At 58.5% G+C, this 22,036-nt stretch carries 13 protein-coding genes; 3 read left to right on the forward strand and 10 right to left on the reverse strand.

The window, feature by feature from the left end; all coding sequences use genetic code 11:
- Positions 1-41 precede the first annotated feature (41 nt).
- The 6 genes from ACN08Y_RS08415 to purS all read right to left on the reverse strand — a co-directional run bounded on the left by ACN08Y_RS08415 (position 42) and on the right by purS (position 9,619).
- A complete protein-coding gene (locus ACN08Y_RS08415) occupies positions 42-521 on the reverse strand; it encodes a GNAT family N-acetyltransferase (RefSeq protein ID WP_419100369.1) in 480 nt (159 codons plus the stop codon).
- Between the two features lie 285 nt (positions 522-806).
- Entirely contained in the window at positions 807-2,906 is a 2,100-nt protein-coding gene (locus ACN08Y_RS08420) for a glucose PTS transporter subunit IIA (RefSeq protein ID WP_419112401.1), read from the reverse strand.
- Positions 2,907-3,176: 270 nt separating this feature from the next.
- A complete protein-coding gene (locus tag ACN08Y_RS08425; protein ID WP_419112402.1) occupies positions 3,177-5,726 on the reverse strand; it encodes an HAD-IC family P-type ATPase in 2,550 nt (849 codons plus the stop codon).
- A gap of 495 nt (positions 5,727-6,221) precedes the next feature.
- Entirely contained in the window at positions 6,222-8,528 is a 2,307-nt protein-coding gene (gene purL / locus ACN08Y_RS08430) for a phosphoribosylformylglycinamidine synthase subunit PurL (protein WP_419112403.1), read from the reverse strand.
- A 26-nt stretch (positions 8,529-8,554) separates the two neighbouring features.
- Positions 8,555-9,364: a phosphoribosylformylglycinamidine synthase subunit PurQ gene (gene purQ, locus ACN08Y_RS08435; RefSeq protein WP_419100373.1), complete on the reverse strand. Its 810-nt coding sequence runs from the start codon at positions 9,362-9,364 to the stop codon at positions 8,555-8,557.
- 3 nt (positions 9,365-9,367) lie between these two features.
- Positions 9,368-9,619 (reverse strand): phosphoribosylformylglycinamidine synthase subunit PurS, encoded by a 252-nt coding sequence (gene purS, locus ACN08Y_RS08440; RefSeq protein WP_419100374.1) that lies wholly within the window; start codon positions 9,617-9,619, stop codon positions 9,368-9,370.
- A gap of 280 nt (positions 9,620-9,899) precedes the next feature.
- On the opposite strand from purS, the gene ACN08Y_RS08445 reads away from it, so the two are divergent.
- The 3 genes from ACN08Y_RS08445 to ACN08Y_RS08455 all read left to right on the forward strand — a co-directional run bounded on the left by ACN08Y_RS08445 (position 9,900) and on the right by ACN08Y_RS08455 (position 15,057).
- The gene (locus tag ACN08Y_RS08445) at positions 9,900-12,737 is read left to right on the forward strand and encodes an S-layer homology domain-containing protein (protein ID WP_419112431.1); all 2,838 of its coding nucleotides are present in this window, start codon (positions 9,900-9,902) and stop codon (positions 12,735-12,737) included.
- 118 nt (positions 12,738-12,855) lie between these two features.
- On the forward strand, positions 12,856-13,530 hold the full coding sequence (locus ACN08Y_RS08450; protein WP_419112404.1) for a hypothetical protein: 675 nt from the start codon (positions 12,856-12,858) through the stop codon (positions 13,528-13,530).
- An 87-nt stretch (positions 13,531-13,617) separates the two neighbouring features.
- Complete coding sequence (locus ACN08Y_RS08455) at positions 13,618-15,057, forward strand: PepSY-associated TM helix domain-containing protein (protein ID WP_419112405.1); 1,440 nt, start codon at positions 13,618-13,620, stop codon at positions 15,055-15,057.
- A 107-nt stretch (positions 15,058-15,164) separates the two neighbouring features.
- Here ACN08Y_RS08455 and ACN08Y_RS08460 read toward each other — a convergent pair whose 3' ends face one another.
- The 4 genes from ACN08Y_RS08460 to ACN08Y_RS08475 all read right to left on the reverse strand — a co-directional run bounded on the left by ACN08Y_RS08460 (position 15,165) and on the right by ACN08Y_RS08475 (position 21,884).
- Entirely contained in the window at positions 15,165-16,121 is a 957-nt protein-coding gene (locus tag ACN08Y_RS08460; RefSeq protein WP_419112406.1) for a 3-methyladenine DNA glycosylase, read from the reverse strand.
- Between the two features lie 573 nt (positions 16,122-16,694).
- Positions 16,695-17,987 (reverse strand): aspartate kinase, encoded by a 1,293-nt coding sequence (locus tag ACN08Y_RS08465; RefSeq protein ID WP_419100379.1) that lies wholly within the window; start codon positions 17,985-17,987, stop codon positions 16,695-16,697.
- Positions 17,988-18,125: 138 nt separating this feature from the next.
- Positions 18,126-19,205, reverse strand: a complete 1,080-nt coding sequence (gene recR / locus ACN08Y_RS08470; protein WP_419112407.1) for a recombination mediator RecR — start codon at positions 19,203-19,205, stop codon at positions 18,126-18,128.
- A 12-nt stretch (positions 19,206-19,217) separates the two neighbouring features.
- Entirely contained in the window at positions 19,218-21,884 is a 2,667-nt protein-coding gene (locus ACN08Y_RS08475) for a DNA polymerase III subunit gamma and tau (protein ID WP_419112408.1), read from the reverse strand.
- Positions 21,885-22,036 lie beyond the last annotated feature (152 nt).

A 22,036-nucleotide genomic window follows, 5' to 3' on the forward strand; every position in this document is an offset into this window, starting at 1 on the left:
ATGCTGATATGTTGGCGCTGAGCTAGGCTCTCCCGGCGGGCCTAATCACCTAGCGAGCGGACCATCTGAATATGCTCGATCCCAGCTTCGAGGTAGGGGGAACCTACCTCTTTAAAGCCGGCTGGCCCGTAGTAACCATCTTTGAGGTAGGCCTGGGCGCTGATCACAACTCGTTCGGCCTCCGTATTCTCTTCTAGCCAGGTGAGGGCCTGAGCGAGGAGCTTTTTGCCCAGACCGGTGCCGCGGACGCGGGGGTGGACAGCAACCCGGCCAAGTGTCCAAGCAGTAGGGTCTGCGGGGTGGCTGCCATCGGAGTAGGTAGACAGGTCAAGCATACGCAGGTAGGCCAGTACTTCGCCTTCTTCTGTTGCCTGGTAGAGATGGAAGGCGTGACGGTCGGCGCGGTCGATCTCGTTTTCTTCGGTAATCTTTTGGCCGACCACAAAGACCAGCCCGCGGAGCAGGTAAATCTCGTTGAGCTCATCAAGAGTCAGCTCATAAAAGGGTTTCACGGTAAACATGCCCCTATTCTAGAACCCGTCTTCGGTGGGGCTATCACCGGTGGGTAACTGCACCGGTAGCTTGTCTATTGGGTGGGGTCTGCCGGTGGGTGCTGATGCGCCGGGCTGGCCAGTGAGAGTGCCTTGGGGTTTTTAGCCCTATCAAGGGCAGAACCAGCCGAAAAAACTTCCGCCAGCTCGGGGGCGCCAGCTGCGGGAAGCTAGGGCAAGCAAATCTGACACCCACCACAGAAAAGCCCCGCCCCTCTCAGAGAGGGGCGGGGCTTTCTAACAGCCAGTGGAGGACTACTTGGTAGTGACCTTCAGCAGTTCGCTACCGGGCTGAACGCTGCCGGTAGTTCCTTCAACCTCGGCAAAGCGGTTGGTGTTGGTGACCAGAATGGGAGTCACCAGTGAGTAACCGGCGTTCTGAATGACCTGAGGGTCAAAGGTCATCAGGATGTCGCCGGGAGCAACACGCTGGCCCTTTTCGACCTTGACATCGAAGCCTTCACCGTTGAGGTTAACGGTGTCGATACCAAGGTGAATGAGGAGCTCAATGCCGTTATCCAGCTTGAGGCCAACAGCATGGCCAGAAGGCATGGTAACGGATACCTTACCTGCGGCAGGAGCTATGACGGTGTTACCGCTGGGGATAATAGCGGCACCCTTACCCAGCTTCTCTGCGGCGAAGATAGGATCCGGGGTCTCGGACAGAGCCACAGCCTGACCTTCCAGGGGAGAAGCCAGGGTCAGGACGGTACCAGCGGCAGGAGCCTGAGCCTCTGCTTGGTCGTTGGACCAGGGGGTAGCAGCTGAGGCGCCGGTTGCAGCACCAGCAACGGCAGCTGCACCTGCGCTAGCGCCGGCAGTAGCAGGAGCGGCGGCTGAAGCCCGCTGCTCAGCCTTTTCCTCAGTGGAGGTTTCGCCGGCCTTGGGCTTGGACTCGTAACCGAAGACCAGTACGCCTGCCATAGCACCAAAGAAGGCAATAGCCAGACCGATAGCGTACAGGTGGGTGGGCTGCATAGCAGGCAGCGAGATCAGTGAGGTGAAAGCAAAAGCGTAGGACTTAACACCCAGCGCCGAGATGGTTGCGCCACCGATGATAGCGGGAACCAGGATGAGGGGGAAGACACGCTTGTAGCGCAGAACAACACCGTAGAGGGAAGGCTCAGAGATACCACCGAGCAGACCGGATACAGCGGCACCGGTCGCGGTCTGACGCAGTTCCCTATTGTGCTTGGCGCGGATAGCAACACCGGTAACCAGGCCGAAAACAGCGAAGTTGTAAGCACCCATGGGGGACTGGATGAAGTCGGTACCGGTGGTCTGCAGGTTATTAATCATGATGGCGTTCAGAGGCCAGTGCAGACCCAGGGGCACCATGAAGAGGTAGAGACCAGCAATCAGGCCACCGACCAACCAGGGAGCAACCTCGTTGACGTTACCGATGATATCGGAGATAGCAAGAGCGAACTTAATGCCGATGGGGCCAATCAGGAAGGCGGTCAGGGGGACCAGAACCATAACAGAAATCATGGGCACGAAGACCATGTGCAGCATGGTGGGGATAATCTTCTTGAGGAAGCGCTCTAGGGGTGCCAGCAGAGCTGCGGCGAAGAGCGGCGGGAAGATCTGGCCGGTGTAGTTCATAACGTAAAGGGGGAGATCCAGGCCCAGGAAGGGGACGTTGACAACGCCATCAACGGCGATGTTGTTAAAGCCCTGGAAGGTGCCGGTCATGAGGGCGGCGGGGATAGCTGCACCAACCCACATGTTAGCGCCCAGGCGCTTAGCGGCGGTGGCGCCAATCATGATGGGCATGAACTGCAGAACCGACAGCGAGGCTGCCATGAGGATGAACCAGAAGGGGAAGGTTGCGCGCCACTCGTCTAGCATAGCGGCGGCGGCATCGGGGTCAGCCAGGCGGGGACCGTTAACAATATCAATGTTAACCATCTTGCCGGTGAGGTCAGTGTACTGGCCGAAGTAGCCGAACTGCTGGAGGAAGACGATCAGGGTCAAGATCATGGAGGTGCCCAGCAGAGCCCACAGGATGGGGCGGAAGGAGTCTGAGAGCACATCGAAGACGCGGGTCAGAACGCCGGCCTTCTTCTGGTTGGGGTCAGCCTCGCCCTTGCCCTCGCCAACGGTGCCCATGCCGGGGAGCTTGAGCATCTCGTTGTAGACAGACTCGACCTTATCGCCGAGCACGACCTGGGTCTGGCCGGACTGCTCAATGATGGAAAGAACACCGGGGATGTTCTCAATCTTGGTGCGGTCAATAGCGCTATTGGACTTGGGAGTCACGCGCAAGCGGGTAGCGCAGTGGGTAAAGTGCGAGATGTTCTCGGGGCCGCCCAGGCCTTCAAGAATTTTCTCACCCATTTGTGAATTATTCACGAGTGAACCTTACTGGTATGTGTGCGGTTTGCCCTGGCCCCTTAAGACAAAAAGACCCGAGTTGCCTATCTATACGGTCTTCCCCCAGAGGGCAGACTCATGCACTTAAAACCAATCCGGTGCCTAGACCGGACCTCATCTAAGAGCTGATAGCAACTCAGGTCTTGCCTGCTGAACCAGTAACAATCCTGATGATTGATAAAATTGCGGGGACGAACCCCGTTACCCCTTCACCCTACTATTCCTTGCGGTAAGACGCAAGCGCCCCTGTTAGGAGCCTTCTTTTGAGATGGCCTGGCTTGCTTCGATGACCTCACGGTGGTGAGTTCTGAGCCATCTGTTGTGTAGTTGCAGATTGACCTCGATGAGCAGGCACCCCATGATTGCAGCACCTAGCGTGACCAGCAGGTAAGAGCCAGAGGGAAGGGTGAACTGGTGGTACCAGAGAGAGGGCGGCAGAACCAGAACCAGGGCAAGGCCCAGGTACATGCCCGCAACAATGAGGAGCCTGACCCCGCGAAGTGGCCTGGTGACGGTGGTGATGTTGTAGACACCCATGAGGACCAGGGCAATAAAGGTCGCGGTCTGAACCTCCGAGGTTGCTATACCCGCATGACTGTGCCCGTAGCCAATCACCAAGACCAGCACGGCAGTGATGACCAGGGCGCTGGGGATAGCGTAGTGCAGGGCCCTACTCAAGAAACCGCTGACATAGCGGCGCTTATTGGGCAGCATGGTCAAGAAGAAGGCCGGGCCACCTACAATCAGTAGGTCAGCGGTGGAGTACTGGCGAGGCAGGAAGGGGAACTGCCAGCAGAGGATGCCCAAAGTCAGGCCCAGGAAAATTGCAAAGGCCGTCTTGGTGAGGAAGAGGTTGGTCACCCGCTCGATGTTGGCGATAATCTTACGGCCTTCAGCAAGCACACTGGGGAGCCTATCAAAACGACCATCCAGCAGAACCAGACGGGAGACGGCCTTGGTTGCTGGTGCGGCGTTACCCATAGCAATGCCCAGATCAGCGTGTTTGAGGGCAAGAGCATCGTTAATACCGTCACCGGTCATAGCAACTACTCGACCCGCTTGGCGTAGACCCAGCACCATATTCTTCTTCTGCTCCGGGGAAACCCGGCCAAAGACACTGTGGGTCAGGGCAGCCTCAACCAGTTCGGGGCCTTGCTCAGGCAGGGTGGAGGCATCTACTGCGCCAGCTGAGGTATCCATGCCTGCTGCCTGGGCGGCGGCGGCCACCGTGCGGGGGTTATCACCGGAAAATACTTTCAGGTCGATACCCTGCTCCCGGAAGTAGGCTAGGGTGGCGGGTGCCTCGGAACGAACTTGTTCCCGGAAAATCACAAAGAACTGGGGGTCTAGACCCTGCGGAACCTGCTGGGCCACACGGCCCGAAGAATCACGGGTCAGGGCAGGAGCATGACCGAGAACCATCACCCGCAGGCCGGAGGCCGCAAGCTCACCTGCTCGGAGCGCGGGCGCTGAACCGGGAGAGAGTAAGACCTCGGGGGCACCCAGAATCCAGGCGCCACTACTGGCGAACTCCACCCCGCTAAAGCGCAGAGCCGACGAAAACGGCAGGAGCGCCTGAGCCTCTTCAAGGCCCTGCCCCTTGGTCAGCTGCGCAAAGGGTTCTTTCAGGGCGGCGGCGGTAGGGTTGGCGTTATCATCGGCACCGAACCAGGCTAAAGCGCCCTGCCAGCCGGGACTTTTACCCACGTCGTGGCCTTGGGCAAGGCGGCGGACCTCTTGTTGGCCCTCTGCACGGGCCAAGACTGTTCCATCGAGCAGACGGGCCGACTCAAAGCGCACCCCACCCTCGGTCAGGGTGCCGGTCTTATCGAAGCAAACCGTATCAACACGGGCTAGCACTTCAACCGCAGGCTGTTCCTGAATCAGCACCTCAGATTTGGCGAGCTTGACCGAAGCAACCGCAAAAGAGATGGTGGTCATCAGAGCCAGACCCTGAGGAATCATGGAAGCAACCGAGGAAACAGAGGTAATCAGGGCATCACGCCAGCTCCCGGTCTCCAAGGCCACCTGCCAGCCACCGGCCGCCTGCATCTGCCCGTTGAGGACCACCGCAATAATCGGTACCAGAGCCCAGGTAATCCAGGTAACTACCCGCTCCATACCCGCGCGCAGTTCGGAATGAATGGTGGTGAACTGGCGGGCCTCAGCGGTAATTTTTGCGGCACGAGATTTAGCACCCACCGCAGAGAGCCTTACCCTGCCGGAGCCGCCAATAACAGAGGAAGCAGAAAGTACCTGATCACCGGGCTTCTTACCCACCGGGTCGTTCTCACCGGTCAGCAGAGACTCATCCACATCAAGGCCGTCACTGGTCAGGACCACAGCATCGGCGGGAACCTGGTCACCACGTTTGAGCAGAACAACATCGTCCAGCACCAGCTCATCGAGCGGAACCCGAACGAGCTTGCCATCACGCAGGGCGCTCACCGGGTCACGCCGTAAGAGAGCGATTTTATCGAGCTGGCGTTTAGCGGAGAATTCCTGCGTAAAGCCAATGACAACGTTGGCGATAGCTGCCAAGAGGAAGAGCGTATCGAGCCAGCTTCCCAGCATAATTACCGCAAGACCGCACAGCCCAAGAACCAGGTTAAACATGGTAAACAGATGGGATCGGACGATGGCCGCTGTCGTTCGAGAGGTCGCGGTGTTCTGGGTATTGACGAACCCTGCCTGCTGACGCTCAGCCACCTCTTGCTCACTCAGGCCCTGCGAGGCCAGGACGCTATCGGGCTGGGTGCTCACAGCGACACGGTGGCGGGTACTTGCGGCACCAGACATGCAAAGGGCTCCTCGGATAGGTGATGGGCGTCCTTTCTAGTTTAGTTCAGCAAGTGCCCGCAGGACTCAGCCCAGGGTATGAAGTCTTGATCTCTGCACACCTTCATTCTGTACTCGGCTCCAGCTAGGGCGGGGCCCAGCCATATACAAAAGAGAGTTGAATTTTGTTGGTGGTCGGCTCTGGCTAGGGTTGGGTCCAGCAAAACCCCGGCGGGTCCACAAGATGATGGACCAAGCAGAAAAACTGGTGCCCGGTCTCTGGAGCTAGCGGACGCCTGCACTCACCAGCCTTTGCCCTAGGGTGATGGACTGCTGCATGAGCTCACTCCACTGCGTCCTGACGATTTTCTAGCCCCAAGAACTCTTTTCAAGCCCCAAGAACTCAAAGCAGAATCTCCGCTGATCCAAGGAGGAAAAACAAACATCCGCCCCCTTGCTCCACAGAGGAGTCGGGGCGGATGCCTGATTCATCACAGCGGGAATCCCGAGGTGATGCTAAGAAGCGAAATAGCCGGGTAGCGTGCCTTCGTGGGCTTGACGTAGCTCATCGAGGTCAAGAGCTACCTGGCCCTGAATATCCAGGGTCTTGGAGACAGCATCCACGATACCGATACGGGCGAAGGGGTAGGAGCGGGCAGTGCACATGTCCTTGAAACGTACCTCTTCGGAGCGGGGTACCGAAACCAGTACACGGCCCAGGGACTCTGAGAAGAGCAGGGTGAAGATGTCCACGCCGTCACGCTCCGCCAGTTCACCCAGACCCACACGGGCACCGACGCCAAAGCGCAGGCAACCCTCTACCAGGGCGGCGGCCAGGCCACCGGAGGAAAGGTCGTGGGCGGCATCAATCATGCCGTCCCGGCTCATGTTCACCAGCATGTCACCGAGCAGGCGCTCAGCGGCCAGATCTACCTGGGGAGGCAGGCCGCCCAGGTGCCCCTTGTACCGGGCCCACTCGGAGCCATCCAGCTCATCGCGGGTAGTGCCCAGTAGGTAGAGGGCCTGGCCGTCATGCTCAGCAGACCAACCGGAGGGGGTCCGGCGGCTGACATCGTTCATGACACCCATCATGGCTACCACGGGGGTGGGGTTAATGGCCTTACCACCGGTCTGGTTGTAGAGGGAGACGTTACCTCCGGTCACGGGAACCCCCAGTTCCATACAGCCGTCCGCCAGGCCGCGCACAGCCTCGGCGAACTGCCACATGATGTCCGGGTCCTCGGGAGAACCAAAGTTCAGGCAGTCAGAAACAGCTACGGGGCGCGCACCCACGGTAGCCACGTTGCGGTAGGCCTCAGCCAGGGAAGCCCGAGCACCGGTGTAGGGGTCCAGCTTGGTGAAGCGGGGGTTGGCGTCGGTTGCTAGGGCCACACCCAGGCCGGTCTCTTCGTCCACACGGATGATGCCACCGTCATCGGGCATAGCCAGGGCGGTATTGCCCTGAACATAGCGGTCGTACTGGTTGGTGATGTAGCTCTTGGAGCACATGTTCGGGGAGGCCATGAAGTTCTTGATAGCCTCACCCAGCGCTTGACCGGTGGGGCGTTCATCATCTGCTGCCGAACCGGTGAAATGGTCAGCTTGCAGGGCGTCCTGCCAGTCGGGGCGACCGTAGGGGCGCTCGTAGGTGGGGCCTTCGTGGGCAACCGTCTTGGGGTCAACGTCCACAATGATTTCGCCCTGCCACTCAATCGTGAGGCGGCCAGAACCGGTGACCTCACCCAGAATGGAGTATTCCACATCCCACTTGTGCATAATCTCTTCAAAACGGGCCAGGTTCTCGGGGGTTACCACCGCCATCATGCGCTCCTGGGACTCCGACATGAGAATCTCGCCGGGGGTGAGGGTGGGGTCACGCAAGAGGACCTTGGTCAAATCAACGTGCATACCACCGTCCCCGTTGGAGGCGAGCTCGCTGGTGGCACAGGAGATACCAGCAGCACCCAGGTCCTGAATGCCCTCAACCACCGATCCCTTGAAGAGCTCTAGGCAGCACTCAATGAGGACCTTCTCGGCAAAGGGGTCGCCCACCTGAACGGCGGGGCGCTTGGAGGGCTTGGTGTCATCAAAAGACTCAGAAGCTAGCACGGAGGCACCGCCAATACCGTCACCACCGGTGCGGGCACCAAAGAGGATGACCTTATTGCCAACACCGGAGGCATTCGCCAGGCGGATGTCTTCGTGGCGCATAATGCCTACAGCCAGGGCATTGACCAGCGGGTTTGCCTGGTAACACTCGTCAAATTCCACTTCGCCGCCAATATTAGGCAGGCCCAGGGAGTTGCCGTAGCCGCCCACACCGGAGACTACGCCGGGTAGGACGCGGGCGGTGTCGGGGTGGTCTATTGCCCCAAAACGCAGGGGGTCCATGACCGCTACGGGGCGCGCCCCCATGGAGATAATGTCACGCACGATACCGCCCACACCGGTTGCCGCCCCCTGGTAGGGCTCAACGTAGGAGGGGTGGTTGTGGGACTCAATTTTGAAAGTGACAGCCCAGCCCTTGCCAATGTCGGTCACACCGGCGTTCTCGCCGATACCGACCAGCATGTCCTTCTTCATCTCTTCGGTCACCTTGGCGCCGAACTGCTTGAGGTGGACCTTAGAAGACTTGTAGGAACAGTGCTCAGACCACATGACCGAGTACATGGCTAGCTCGGCGGCGGTGGGGCGGCGGCCCAGAATCTTCTTGATGTCCTCGAACTCGTTTTCTTTCAAGCCCAGTTCGGCCCAGGGGAGTTCGGTGTCGGGGGTGGCGGCAGCGTGCTCGACGGTGTCGAGGTTAAACTTCTTGTCGTTCAATGGTGTGAATCCTTCGGTGGGGCCCGCTAGGCCTTGACCAGCTTCTTAAGAACAGAGGTGAAAACGCCCAGGCCATCAGCGCCCTGACGCAGGCCCACGGGGCCAAAACCAGAGGATGAGGGCCCAAAACCGGGTTCAACGGCGTGTTCGGGGTGAGGCATCAGGCCAACCACATTGCCTGCCTCATTACAGATACCTGCAATATCGTTGCGTGAGCCGTTGGGGTTATGGCCCACATAGCGGAAGACCACCCGGCCCTCAGCTTCAAGAGCGTCCAGGGTCTTGGTATCGGCTACATACTGGCCGTCCTGGTTCTTGAGAGGCACCACAATCTCCTGGCCCTGCTCAAAATCGCAGGTCCAGGCGGTCTGGCTGTTCTCGATGCGTAGAATCTGGTCACGGCAGATGAACTTACGGTGATCGTTCTTAATCATGGAGCCGGGGAGCAGGTGCGTCTCGGTCAGAATCTGGAAACCGTTGCAGATGCCCAGAACCGGCAGGGGGGAGGAGCCGGATGTACCCGCTGCGCTCGCCGCTTCAACGACCTGAGCCATCACCGGAGCCTTGGCGGCAATAGCCCCGGCGCGGAGGTAGTCACCGTATGAAAAACCGCCGGGAACAATGACTGCATCTACCTGGTGTAGGTTTGCGTCATTGTGCCACAGCGGTAGGGGGGTGCCACCGGCTAGACGTACGGCGCGGGCTGCGTCGCGGTCATCGAGGGTGCCGGGGAAGGTCACCACACCAACTCGGATACCCGCTAGAGCGGTATCGGGGCTGGCGGTGGAGAAATCGCCAACCAGGGGAACGTCGTGTGCTGCGAGAGATTCTGCCACCGTTTAGTCCTCCAGCGCCTGGACGTTGATGACGTCTTCGATGACCGGGTTAGACAGCAGTTCTTCTGCTGCCTGGCGGGCCTGGGCGAGGAGCTCATCGGTCAGGGGGCCATCAACGGTCAGCTCGAAACGCTTGCCCTGACGGACATCGGTGAAATTGGAGAGGCCGATGCGGGGAAGCTCATGGGCAATGGCCTTGCCCTGGGGGTCGAGGATCTCGGGCTTGAGCATAACGTCAACAACAATACGGGCCATGAAGGGGCACTCCTTGGGTGCTGGAATCTAATTAAAGCCAGCTCTCATTTTACACGGGGGTGGAGTGTCGCGGGGCACATTGGGGTACCTGTAGATGGGTTTCAGGAGCCGAAAAATAGCCCCTGGGTCTGGAGGTAGGATGTCTTAGGCTGTAGGGTATTGAGTGAACCTGTGTCTTGAGACACACGTTTATTTTTGAGAAAAACCAGGCACCTACCCTCAGGAGCTACCCTTGAGACGCACACTCGGTCGTTTTCTGACCATACCCACCCTTTCTGTCATGGCCCTGGCTGGCACACTCCCAGCCCAGGCGCTCCCCGCTCCCCTCCCAGGGCCCACCGGAGCCCCGGGCAGCTACACCGAGCAGAACCTAGCAGACACCCTCTTCGGGGATGCCTCAAATTACCGCATCCCAGCCCTAGCCGACCTCGGTGATGGCGTTGTCCTAGCTGCCTGGGACGGCCGCCCCAATAACGCGAGCGATGCACCTAACCCTAACTCTATTCTCATGCGCCGTTCCACCGACTACGGTGCTAGCTGGTCAGAGATCAGTTACATCGCCCAGGGACAGCTACCCACCGCCGGGACCAAAAAATACGGGTACTCAGATCCCTCATTTGTCGTGGACCGGGAAGCTGGCAAGGTCTTTGCTTTCTTCGTCTACTCCCAGGATCAGGGTTTCCACCACAGCGAGTACGGCAACGATATAGCCAATGACCGCAATGTCATTGGCGCTGTTGTCACGGAATCTAGCGACGGGGGTATCACCTGGAGTAAGCCCCGGGATATTACCCCCATTGCCAAGCCCGGAACCAGCAAGGCTAACCCCCTGCCCGGGGATGTCAAAAGCACCTTTGCTAGCTCGGGCGAGGGAATCCAGCTTAAATACGGCCCACACAAGGGCAGGCTAATACAGCAGTTTGCAGGTAAGGTCAAGCAAGCTGATGGTTCAGAGGCTATCCAGGCCTACTCTCTCTATTCAGATGACCACGGTCAAACCTGGCAGCGCGGTAACTTTGTGGGAACCGGTATGGATGAGAACAAAGTGGTCGAGCTTTCAGATGGCCGGGTCATGATGAACTCACGCGATAGTTCCAACTCCCACCTCCGTAAGGTGGCTATCAGCTCCGATGGCGGTCAGACCTGGGGGCCTGTAAGCCTAGATGCCGAGCTGCCTGACCCCACAAATAACGCCTCAATTATCCGCATGTATCCCAATGCCCCCCAGGGAAGCAAGGACGCCCAGAAGCTCATCTTCACTAACTCCTATAACGGGGCTAACAGCCAACGTAAGAACCTCACCGCCAGGGTTTCCTGCGATGACGGTCAAACCTGGCCGGGCATCCGCCAGTTCCAGCCAGGATCTGGTGCCTATTCCTCCGCCACCGCTCTCTCTAACGGCAACTACGGGGTTCTCTACGAGGCCAGCTACAAAACCGATATCCGCTACGGCACCTTTAACCAAGACTGGCTAAACGTGGTGTGTGCACCGCTAAGTGCTGAGCCTGTGACGGTGGAAGCGGGCCAGAGCGTGAACCTTCCGGTGACGATCACCAACCAGGAGGACAGGGCAATTAGTGGCAGGCTGACCTTAGCTGACACCGCTGATCTGACCGGTAACCAGAGTGACCAGATCACCCTTGCCCCCGGTGAAAGTCAGACCGTCACCTTAACTCTGACCGCCGCAGCTGCCGCCCGTTCAGGCTCCATTGACGCCGTCTTTACCGGTGAGGACGGCCGCCAATCCCGCTACAGTCTGGGGGTTAGCGTCAGCGGCAATAAGAGCCTGGGTGTGGAGATTTCTCAGGCCTCGGCTCAGACTCGGGATACCGTAGCAAACCCCTACTCTGTGGGAGAACAAGTGACCTATAACTTCTCGGTCACTAACACCTCACCGGAAACTGTTGACGTGGTACCGGTCGGGGGGAATCTGGATACCGGGTTCCTGCCACCGGCACCCCATGAAGCCAAACGGAAGAACTGCCGTTATTTGAAACTTGCGGCAGGTGCCGGTTACAGCTGTGGCACCGGTAAGCACACGGTTACTCAAGAAGACCTCGATCGCGGCTACTTTGTGCCGGAGTTAAAATTTAGTGTCAGGGCCACAGCAGATCCCAGTCGAAGCCAGGAAGTAACCCACACCGGCGCCCCGGTACGCCTGGGCAAAACAGAAGTAGTTCCCACCCTAGCTATTTCAGGCCAGATGACTTCACAGCCTCAGCAGTACTATGCCCAGGGCGATGTCATTGCCTACAGTTTCCAGGTCAAAAACGAATCCGCTCTTACTCTTACTGCCCTGCCCACATCCAGTAATTTTGAGCAAGGCTTCTCCCTCCCGGCCAAACCTAACTGCCGTTGGATCGGGCTCAAACCTGCAGGCACTTATACCTGCTCTACAGCGCGTCACACCCTTACCGCCCAGGACTTGGAGCGTGGCTACTTCCAGCCAGAGGCTACTTTCACCGCAGTCAGTTCTCTAGACGGTAGCGAGAAGACCTTTAGCTTTACCGGCGAGCGAATTGCCGTGCCTGCTGCCCCTGAGCCGGAGACCCCCGGTAACCAGGACCCTATCTTCCGTGATGTTAAGGCAGATAACATGTTCTACACCGAGATTCAGTGGGTTGCCCAGCATGGTATCGCTCGCGGCTGGCCTGATGGCACCTACCGCCCGCTAGCCGATATCGAACGCGCTGCTATGGCGGCCTATCTCTTCCGGCTGGCAGGCCCCCAGGACTACCAAGCCCCGGAAGTTTCACCTTTCAAGGATGTGCCCACGAGCCACCCCTTCTACCGTGAGATCGCCTGGATGTACCAAGCCGGTATCGCACGCGGTTGGGAGGACGGTACTTTCCGGCCCCAGCAAAGTGTCAACCGTGATGCAATGGCCGCCTTCTTCTACCGTCTATCGGGGGCTCAGGGCTACCAGGCACCGGCTACCTCGCCCTTTACCGATATCAGCACCGACGACATCTTCTACACAGAGATCTCTTGGCTAGCTGAACAGAAGATCAGCACAGGTTGGCCCGATGGCAGCTACCGCCCGGTCCAGCCCATTAAGCGTGATGCTATGGCCGCTTTTGTCTACCGCTTTGACCGGTCTCTTACAGACCAGAAGTAGTCGGGCATTATGCGCTAGAGATAGCTCTTTGTAGGGCCTGCGACAAGTAGAAATAGGGTTCCTCACCCGGCCGGGTGAGGAACCCTACCTGCTTAAAAATCTATTAGAATTGACTATCATGCAGGCAGAAAACCGTCACCGAAGACTCACCCGAGGGGTGCTCTCTGCCTGCTTTGCCCTCTTCATGGGCCTGTGCTTTCACCTGGCAGGCGGTGGGCAGGTGCCGCCTACACCTACAAGGCTCCTGGTACCTTTAGCACTGGCTATCCTGGTCTGCACGCTCCTTGCTGGAACACGTAAGAGTCTGGTGCGTCTTACCGCCGGTGTGGCTCCAAGCCAATTTGCTTTCCACACCTTTTTATCTGCGGCTGAATATGCGCCCTACCATCCGGCTCATGTGATCCCCAGCCAAGCTATAGGACACGCAACCCATCATGGGGTTGCCCTGAGCCAGGCGGTTTCCGCAGAGGCACCGGCTCATATGCACATGGTTGCGCCGGGCTACCTGAGTATCTTCCCGGCAGAAACTCAGATGTTCCTGGCGCACGCGCTTGCCACGGTCATTACCGTAGCGGTCTTTTACCGCTATGAGCTGGTCCTAGAGAAACTTGGCACCTGCCTCACCTACCTGTGGGCAAGGCTCCTTAGCTCCCTGGGTCTGCTTGTGCCCTTGGGCTACCCTCGTACTTCTGCACTGTGCTCGGTGCACCAGCCAAAAGCACTCCCCGCTATTACGCTGACCCCTCACCTTCTGCGGGGGCCACCTCTATTCTCTTTCGCCTCACCCCTCTAAAAACACACATCAGGCGGTGCTGTATGCACCGCCTGTCAGAGAGAGCCTGCCCTTTTAACAAAGCAGGCCAGACGAAAGAGATTTACTGTGAACACCACTTCTGCGGGCACCGCTGTGCCCTCAGCGGCTTCGCCGCGCCCATCTACCAGCACCTGGCTCTATGCCCTCTTGAGGAGAATTCACTTCTACGCGGGAATCCTGGTCGCCCCCTTTATCTTTATCGCGGCGGCCAGCGGTGCGCTCTACGCCCTTGCACCGCAAGCCGAAAAAATGATCTACAGCCATGTACTCACCGCCCCGGAAAGCACCACCCGGCTGAGCCTTGATGAGCAGGTGGCCGCCGCTAACGCCTACCAGGGTTCAGACAAACCTGTAGCTGTTCGCCCTGCGGTGGCTCCCGGTACCACTACCCGCATCATGTACGCCGACGAGAGCCTGCCAGAATCCACCTACCGAGCAGTTTTCATTGACCCCGCCAAGGGCCAGGTCCTGGGGGATTACCCGGTTTATGGCAGTAGCGGATCCCTGCCCTTCCGTACCTGGGTCAGTAATCTGCACAAGGACCTGCAGCTGGGGGAGCCCGGGCGAATCTATAGTGAGCTAGCCGCCTCCTGGCTCTGGGTTCTGGCTCTAGGTGGCCTGGTGCTCTGGGCCCAGCGCGCCCGGCGCATGAAAAACAAGCGCCAAGCGATCCTGCCGAGTTCAAAAGGCCGCGGATACCTGCGGACTCTTTCACGGCACAGCGCCCTGGGCTTCTGGCTTGTTCTGGCTATGCTTTTTCTTTCAGCAACCGGTCTGACCTGGTCAACCTATGCAGGTGAGAACGTCAGCCAGGTTCGTCAGGCCCTGAGCTGGACCACACCGAGTATTTCCAAGGAGCTGCAACCCGGTAGCTCAAGCGCAAGAGGTGGGGAGCACGCCGACCACAGCTCACAGACCGCTCAAACTCAGGCCGACTCAGGAGCAGCTGCCGCTGTTTCCTACGACAAAATCCTAAGTACAGCCCGGGGCATCAATATCGACTCAGCCTCTGTGGAGATTCGTCCGGCCCCCGATGATCACACCGCCTGGGTGGTGCGCGAGCTGAAACGTTCCTACCCTACCCAAGCTGATTCAGTAGCCATTAATGGTGGCACATTGGAGGTAACTGACCGAACTGACTTTGAGGATTTCCCCCTGCCAGCCAAACTAACCAGCTGGGGCATTGCCTTACATATGGGCCTTTTTCTGGGGATCGCTAACCAGCTGGCGCTTTTTCTTGTGGCCTTGGCGCTCATGCTCATGTGCGCCTGGGGCTATATCATGTGGTGGCAGCGCCGCCCCAAGGGGGAGCGAGGCTTGGGGCCGGCACCGTCCCGTTCATCGCTACGGCAGGTCCCCCTATGGGCTTGGGGGCTCACTGCTGTCTTTACGGTAGCTCTTGGCCTCTTCATCCCCCTGCTGGGTCTGAGTCTGCTGGTCTTCTTGCTCCTAGATGCACTTTTGGCTGTGCTAGCTGGGAAAAGGGGAGCTGAGAAGGCAGGTTAGGGGCTGAGCTGAGAAGGGGCTCACGCCCCGGGAAGCTGGTTAAACCCAGGGGCCTTACCCGCCACCTCTGGTGGGTAAGGCCCCTGATAGGTACTGAAGAATCGGGGCTAAGCCACCTTTTCTGCTGAGCAGGCCAACTCAGTGAAGTAGGGGTCTATCTTCGCCAGTAGCTTGTGACGCAGTACCTGTGAGCGCTGAGCAAAGTCTTTCTGTAACTTGACGTAGCTGGCCTTACCCTTGGGGGTCTCAATAGCGATAGGCTCATAGCCCCATTCACGCAGGTCATAGGGTGAAGCCTTCATATCAACTTCCCTAATATCCCGGGCGAGCTCAAAACAATCCATGAGGAAGTTTGAGTCCACCAAGGGCAGGAGCTTATAGGCCCACTTGTAGATGTCCATATTGGCGTGAAGGCATGACGGCTGTTCCAGATTCCGCTGAGCCTCACGGGTGGGCTGGATCTCGTTGAGCTCAGTGGCCTGAGGCATGAAGAAGCGGAAAGCATCAAAGTGCGAGCACTTAATCTTGTGGCTTTCTACGACCTGGTCTGTACCTTGCGCCCCTAAACGCAGATTCAGGTAGTCATGGCGGATATCGTTTTCCACTGACTTATAGGCCATAGCCCATTCGTGGAGGCCGAAGCAGCTGAATTCGCCGGGCTTTTCGGCGGTGTTGGAGATAATGGTGCGCGTGAAATCAAGAGCTGACCTACGTTCTTGGGCGAAGAGCTGGTGGTCAACCGTAACTGCCGTCCCCGAATCAGCATGCCTGCGGGCTTCCATGAGAGGCATGCCGGCCCGCATCAACTCTGAGGCTGTGGCTGGCCGGTAGTACTTCCACCTCAAACGCTCTGGGGCATCGAGAAGGATAGTGCCTGCCCCAGGGTGCCAGCGCATAAACTGACCGGGTTTGAGGGTGTAGTAGGTGAAGAGGAAATCTTCAACCGGGTGGACGTGACCGCGTTCTCGGCGGTCGGTAAAAGGAAGAGCGTAGGTGCCTGCGCGCTCCTCATGAGCGGCGGCTTGGGCGCGCCACTCACGCGAACTGAGAATTTGTAAAGGCATGCCACCAGTTTAGGTGACAAATTTGGACTTACAACCTCTCTTTTGTGTTTTTGGGATGCGTTTGGGGTAGTGGGCGCGTGTTTTTGACTGAGAGATGCTGTGCTATTGAGTGGAGCCGGAGAGACATTACCCGCCAGTAACTAGGGTAAACGTTTTATAAGGAATGTGTTGCCCTTTCCTGTGTGCAACTTCTGGCAGAAGATTTTTGAGCCCTAAATAATTTGAAAAAATTTTCTGCCTAAGAAGGTCTTTTGTAACAAAGTAAACCGGCTTCTCTCTTTGTTTGAAGTCTATCTACTCATGAGTAATATAGATACATTTCCCCTTGTCAGAGGCGATAATGGTTGTTTATATGGGATTATTGGATAAAGATTTTGTAGATATGTTTAAAATTTGTTGAAAAAACAAACGGTTTGTTGCAAATAGGGCCTTAAGTGCCTTCTAACAAGGTCGGATACTCGGCCGGACCCATCCGTAACAAAAGCTAGCTCAGCCTTGCTCTTGGAAGAGCCCAGGCTTGACCAGCGGGGACACTGCTCAGGCCGGGGCTCCAAGACAAGGGGCCGCAAGAAATTAGCGGCCGGTGCCACCGTAGACGGTAGCTTCACCTTCAGCATCCAAACCAAAGGCGCTGTGCACAGCACTCACAGCCTCATCCAGCTTCTCCAGCTCGGTGATAACCGAGATACGAATCTCGGAGGTAGAAATCATCTGGACGTTAACCCCGGCCTTGCTCAGGGCCTCAAAGAACTTGAAAGAGACACCCGAGTTAGCCTTCATGCCGGCACCCACCAAGGAGAGCTTGCCAACGGCCTCATCGTACTCCACCGCCTCAAAGCCCAGCTCAGCCTTGCGGGCCTCCAGCAGTTCAAGAGCCTGGCGGCCCTGCGCCTGATCCAGGGTAAAGGTAATGTCAGTGACGTTTGGGCGGTCAGTGGGTACATTCTGAACAATCATGTCCAGGTTAATCTGCTCTTCGTTCAAGAAACCAAAGAGCTGGGCCGCTGAACCGGGAACATCCGGCACACCCACTACGGTGATCTTAGCCTGCGAACGGTCGTGGGCAACGCCGGAAATGAGGGGCTGTTCCAAAGGAATCTCCTTAGTAGTGTGTTCAAAGCCATCCGGGGCATCGGGAATGACGATAGTACCTTCAAGATCAGAGAAGGACGAACGGACGTGAAGTTTCAGGTTAAAGCGGCGGGCGTACTCGACCGAGCGCAGGTGCAAAATCTTGGCACCGTTAGCGGCAAGTTCTAGCATCTCTTCGCTGGTGACGGTATCGAGCTTATGGGCTGTGGGGACGATTCGGGGGTCGGCGGTAAAGACACCGTCCACATCGGAGTAGATTTCGCAGACATCGGCCTTGAGTGCTGCTGCTAGTGCTACGGCGGTAGTGTCCGAACCGCCACGGCCCAGGGTTGTGATGTCGCGGCTGTCGCGGTTCATACCCTGGAAGCCCGCAACAATGGCGATATTGCCCAAGTCAATAGACTCCTGGATCCGCTGGGGGTTAACCTCAACCAAGCGGGCGGCACCATGAACGCCGTCGGTAATCATGCCAGCCTGGGAGCCGGTAAAGGACTGCGCCTTAGCACCCAGATCATTAATAGCCATTGCCAGCACCGCCATAGAGATACGCTCACCGGCGGTCAGGAGCATATCCATCTCGCGGGAGGGGCCGGCACCGGGGGAAACTTCGGCGGCAAGGTCGAGGAGCTCATCGGTGGTATCACCCATCGCGGAAACAACTACAACAACGTCATTGCCTGCCTTGTGTGTATCCACAATCCGGCGGGCAACACGTTTGACGCCTTGGGCATCAGCGACAGAGGATCCACCGAATTTTTGGACAATCAGACTCATTTGAATTATCTCCAGTACAGGTGCGTAATGTGATAGGGGTTTTTGATCCAGCTAGAACAATCTTACGTGCCCACAGCACCCAGGGTGAAACTCCTACCCATCGTGAAGCCGTATGACATAAAGCCCGTAATGATTCGCTTAGACCCAGGGGTTAACGTAGGTTTTACCGGGAATCGGAGGAACCTTGGGCGCTACTGTACGCAGGGGAGTTTTCTTGAGCTCTTCGAGCTTGGATTGGTAGGCCTCCTGGCGTTCTTCAGTCAGGCCCTCATCAGGCTGGCCGGCTTCAGCCTCAAAGGCAGCTGCTGCTAGACATTCGGCTCGCTCTTCTGGCGAGAGGTCACCGGGGATAGCCGCAACCTCCTGGCTGAGCAGAACCTCGTTCAAATCCCCCTGCTGGGCTTGGACCGGTGCTTCTGCGCCGGGCTGAGCGGGCGCATGGGCTGGCTCCTGAGCCTGCTCCGGTGCGCTGGTCTTCTCTGCATCAAGGTCTTCAAACATTGATCCCGACCAGCGGGCACGGGGAGCCTTAGTTTGCGGGGTAGCTTGTGCCTGCTGGGCTTCAGCCTCAAGAGCGGCCTGGAAGTCCTCGGCAGGGTTGGCGGTCTCAGCCCGGTTGCCCTCACTGATAATGCGGCGCCCCTCCAAAGCACGACCCAGAGTAATCTCATCGGCGTACTCAAGGTCGCCACCCACCGGCAGGCCGGAGGCCAACCGCGAAACCCTAATGCCGATAGGCACCAGCAGGCGGGATAGGTAGGTTGCCGTGGCCTCACCCTCAAGATTGGGGTCCATAGCCAGAATCAGCTCGCTAATACGCTCATCGGAAAGGCGGGCCACCAGCTCACGGATTCGCAACTGCTCAGGGCCAATACCGGCCATAGGGTTAATAGAACCGCCCAGCACATGGTAGCGGCCGGTAAAGGAGCGGGTGCGTTCCACCGCGACCACGTCCTTGGACTCCTCGACAACGCAGAGGATCGCGGGGTCACGCTGTTCGTCCCGGCAGATAGCGCACAGCTTGGTTTCCGAGACGTTCCCGCAGATTTGACAGAAGCTCACGGTCTTCTTAACTCGGGCGATAGCATCGGTCAGTTTAGCCATCTCACTGGCATCGGAGTTCAAGATGTAGAAGGCAATGCGCTGGGCCGATTTGGGGCCCACTCCGGGTAGCCGGCCAAGCTCATCAATTAGGTTCTGGACGGCACTTTCGTACACAAAAACTCCTTGCTAGCCCTGGTGCAGGGGCTGTTCGTCAATAACTTTTCCACCCAGTATTTTTTCAACAGCCTTCTGCCCAATGAGGACGGCAGATTCGAGGGCGGCATCGTCGTCGCTGGGGGTGAAGTCTTCTGCTTCTTCTACCGGGGCTTGCTGCTGGGACTGAGTAAGGGCCTGCTTACCTGCGGCTATTTGTGCTGCGTGACGTTCCCGGAAAGACAGCTTGCGTTCTTGTGTCTGATGCTGGCCTTGCTCGGCAGGAGCGGGTGTCTGCTCTTGGTGCTGGACCGTTGCCTGGGCTGTTGCCTGTGGAGCCAGCGGTGCTACTGCCGGTCTCGCAGGGGCAAAGCCAGTGGAGGGCTCGTCCGGGTCTTCCGGTTCCTGCTCGGGGGTGGGCGCAACCTCAGGGTCTTCCTGCCTTTGGGGCGCTACCGCAAAGGCGTTGCGTTCATGTGCGCCCTGGGAGGGGTGCTGAGCCTTAGCGATTTCTACGGGATCAGCATCACCTTCGATGACGCGCAGGTGGGGGCTGTGGGGGGTTTCCGCAGAGCCTGCGGCTTCTTCTTGGGCGGGAACCTGCTGGTCTTCGCTGGGAATTGCCGCCACGTTCCAGGAGGTGACCGGGGCGCTCCAATCATCGGGACTCCATGAGGGGGGCTGGTCTGAGAGCGGCTGGCCGTGGGCCTCCCAGGCCTGGTCGCCACCGCGGGGTCCCTGAGCTAGCTCAACCGGTGGTGGGGAAGCTAGCCCCTGGTTCTGCCCCTGGGCAGGAAGACCGGGGCGCTCTGTATTTTCTGGTGGCAGCGGCATTGCTTGTGAGGTCGGATCCTGTGACGGCTCCGGGGAGGGCTGATGAGGAACCGGGCCGCTGGGTGTGGGCTTGGTGGGTGGTGCTGACCCTCCGCCCGGACGCTTGATTTCACCACGCAACTGAACCTGTAAGCCCAGCACGTTGAGAAGTGCCTGCTGGAGCTGAGGTAGGTAGTCCTTGACGGACTTAAGCACGGGTAGCTCAGCTAGCAGGAAGAGGGAACCGTTTTCAAAACGCACCGGCTGGCATTGGGCAAACTGGGCACGGGCCAGAGAGGAGGGCACCTGGCTAAGAATATCGGACCAGGAATTGAGTACCAGGTTGACCGTGTTTTCACCGGTGGTTGCCGCTGCTAGGGGAGCCTTGGTGGGGGCCGGCGTAGCGGGGGCCGGTGCGCTCGCTTGGGCTGCAGGCTGGGCCTGTGCCGGAACCCCGACCGGGGGCTGTGCCGGGGCCCTCAGGGGAGGGGCAGCTAGTGGCTTACCAGCTAGGGGAGCGCCGGCAAAGGGCGCACTTGCTAGGGGTTTAGGTGCCTGCTCGGTAGCAGAAGAGCTCTGGGTAGCCGGAGCGCTCGCGGACGGGCCGGAACCCTGCTCTTGCGCTGTGGGGCCTGAGGCAGCGGGCATCGGGTGCTTTAACGACTGCCCTGTTTGAGTACCCTGCCTACCCGCTGCCCCCTGGGTGGGTGTAGCCTGCGGGCCAGAAGCTATTTTGCCTTCCAAGCGTTCCAGGCGGGCCGCTAGAGCACCAAGGCTCTGGTCGCCCGAGGTGAGCAGGATACGGGCGCAGAGCAGTTCTAAGTGGAGTTGGGGGTTCATCGCCCCGCCCATCTCGTTCAGGGCCTCGTTGGTAAGGTCTGCGGCGCGCGAAAGTTCGGCAGAGCCAAGCTTCTTGGCCTGCGCTCTCATGCGTTCTAGCTGGTCAGCTGCAAGGCCGCGCAGAATGGAACCGGCGGTGTCGGGAACAGCTTTGACAATAATCAGGTCGCGGAAGCGCTCAAGTAGGTCCTCCACAAAACGGCGGGGGTCCTGACCGGTCTGAATTACCCGATCCACCGATGCAAAAACCTGGGCGGCCTCACCGCCAGCGAAAGCGTCTACAACCTCATCAAGTAGCTCACCGTGGGTAAAGCCAAGGAGGGCAACGGCCAAATCGTAGGTAATGCCCTGCTCACTAGAGGCACCGGCCATGAGCTGGTCCAGAATGGAGAGCGAGTCGCGCACCGAGCCACCACCGGCACGCACTACGAGCGGGATGACCCCTTCAGCTACCTGCACGCCCTCTTCTGAGCAGAGCTTACTCAGGTATTGGCCCAGAATTTGGGGTGGTACCAGCCGGAAAGGGTAGTGGTGGGTGCGGGAGCGGATAGTGCCTAGCACCTTGTTAGGTTCGGTGGTCGCAAAAATAAACTTAATGTGAGCCGGTGGCTCTTCCACAATCTTTAGGAGGGCATTAAAGCCTTCCCTGGTCACCATGTGGGCTTCATCGATAATAAAAATCTTGTAGCGGTCACGCACCGGGGCGAAAGTGGCTCTCTCGCGCAGGTCTCGGGCGTGGTCTACACCGCCGTGGCTGGCCGCGTCCATCTCGATCACATCGAGTGACCCGCCACCGTCACGGGAAAGATCGCGGCACGATTGACATTCCCCGCAGGGAGTGGGTGTTGGCCCCTGTGCGCAGTTGAGGCAGCGGGCAAGAATACGGGCTGAGGTAGTCTTACCGCACCCGCGCGGCCCCGAGAACAGGTAGGCGTGATTGACCCGGTTCTTTTCGAGGGCAGTCATGAGAGGTAGGGTCACATGCTCTTGCCCGATGACGTCGGCAAAGGACTCCGGGCGGTAACGGCGGTAGAGGGCAGTGCTCACATTAAACCTTCATTCGAGTGCTAACAGCTGAGCCCAACCGTGCAGGTCCGGGCAGATACAGAACCAGCGGGGGAACTGTTTTTAACAGTCTAGTAGGGGTGGCTGACATTCTAAGAACTGTGTACGCTGAGCATAAGGGGTTGACTGCCAGT

Source organism: Rothia sp. P5764, from assembly GCF_048512965.1.
Taxonomy (GTDB): domain Bacteria; phylum Actinomycetota; class Actinomycetes; order Actinomycetales; family Micrococcaceae; genus Rothia.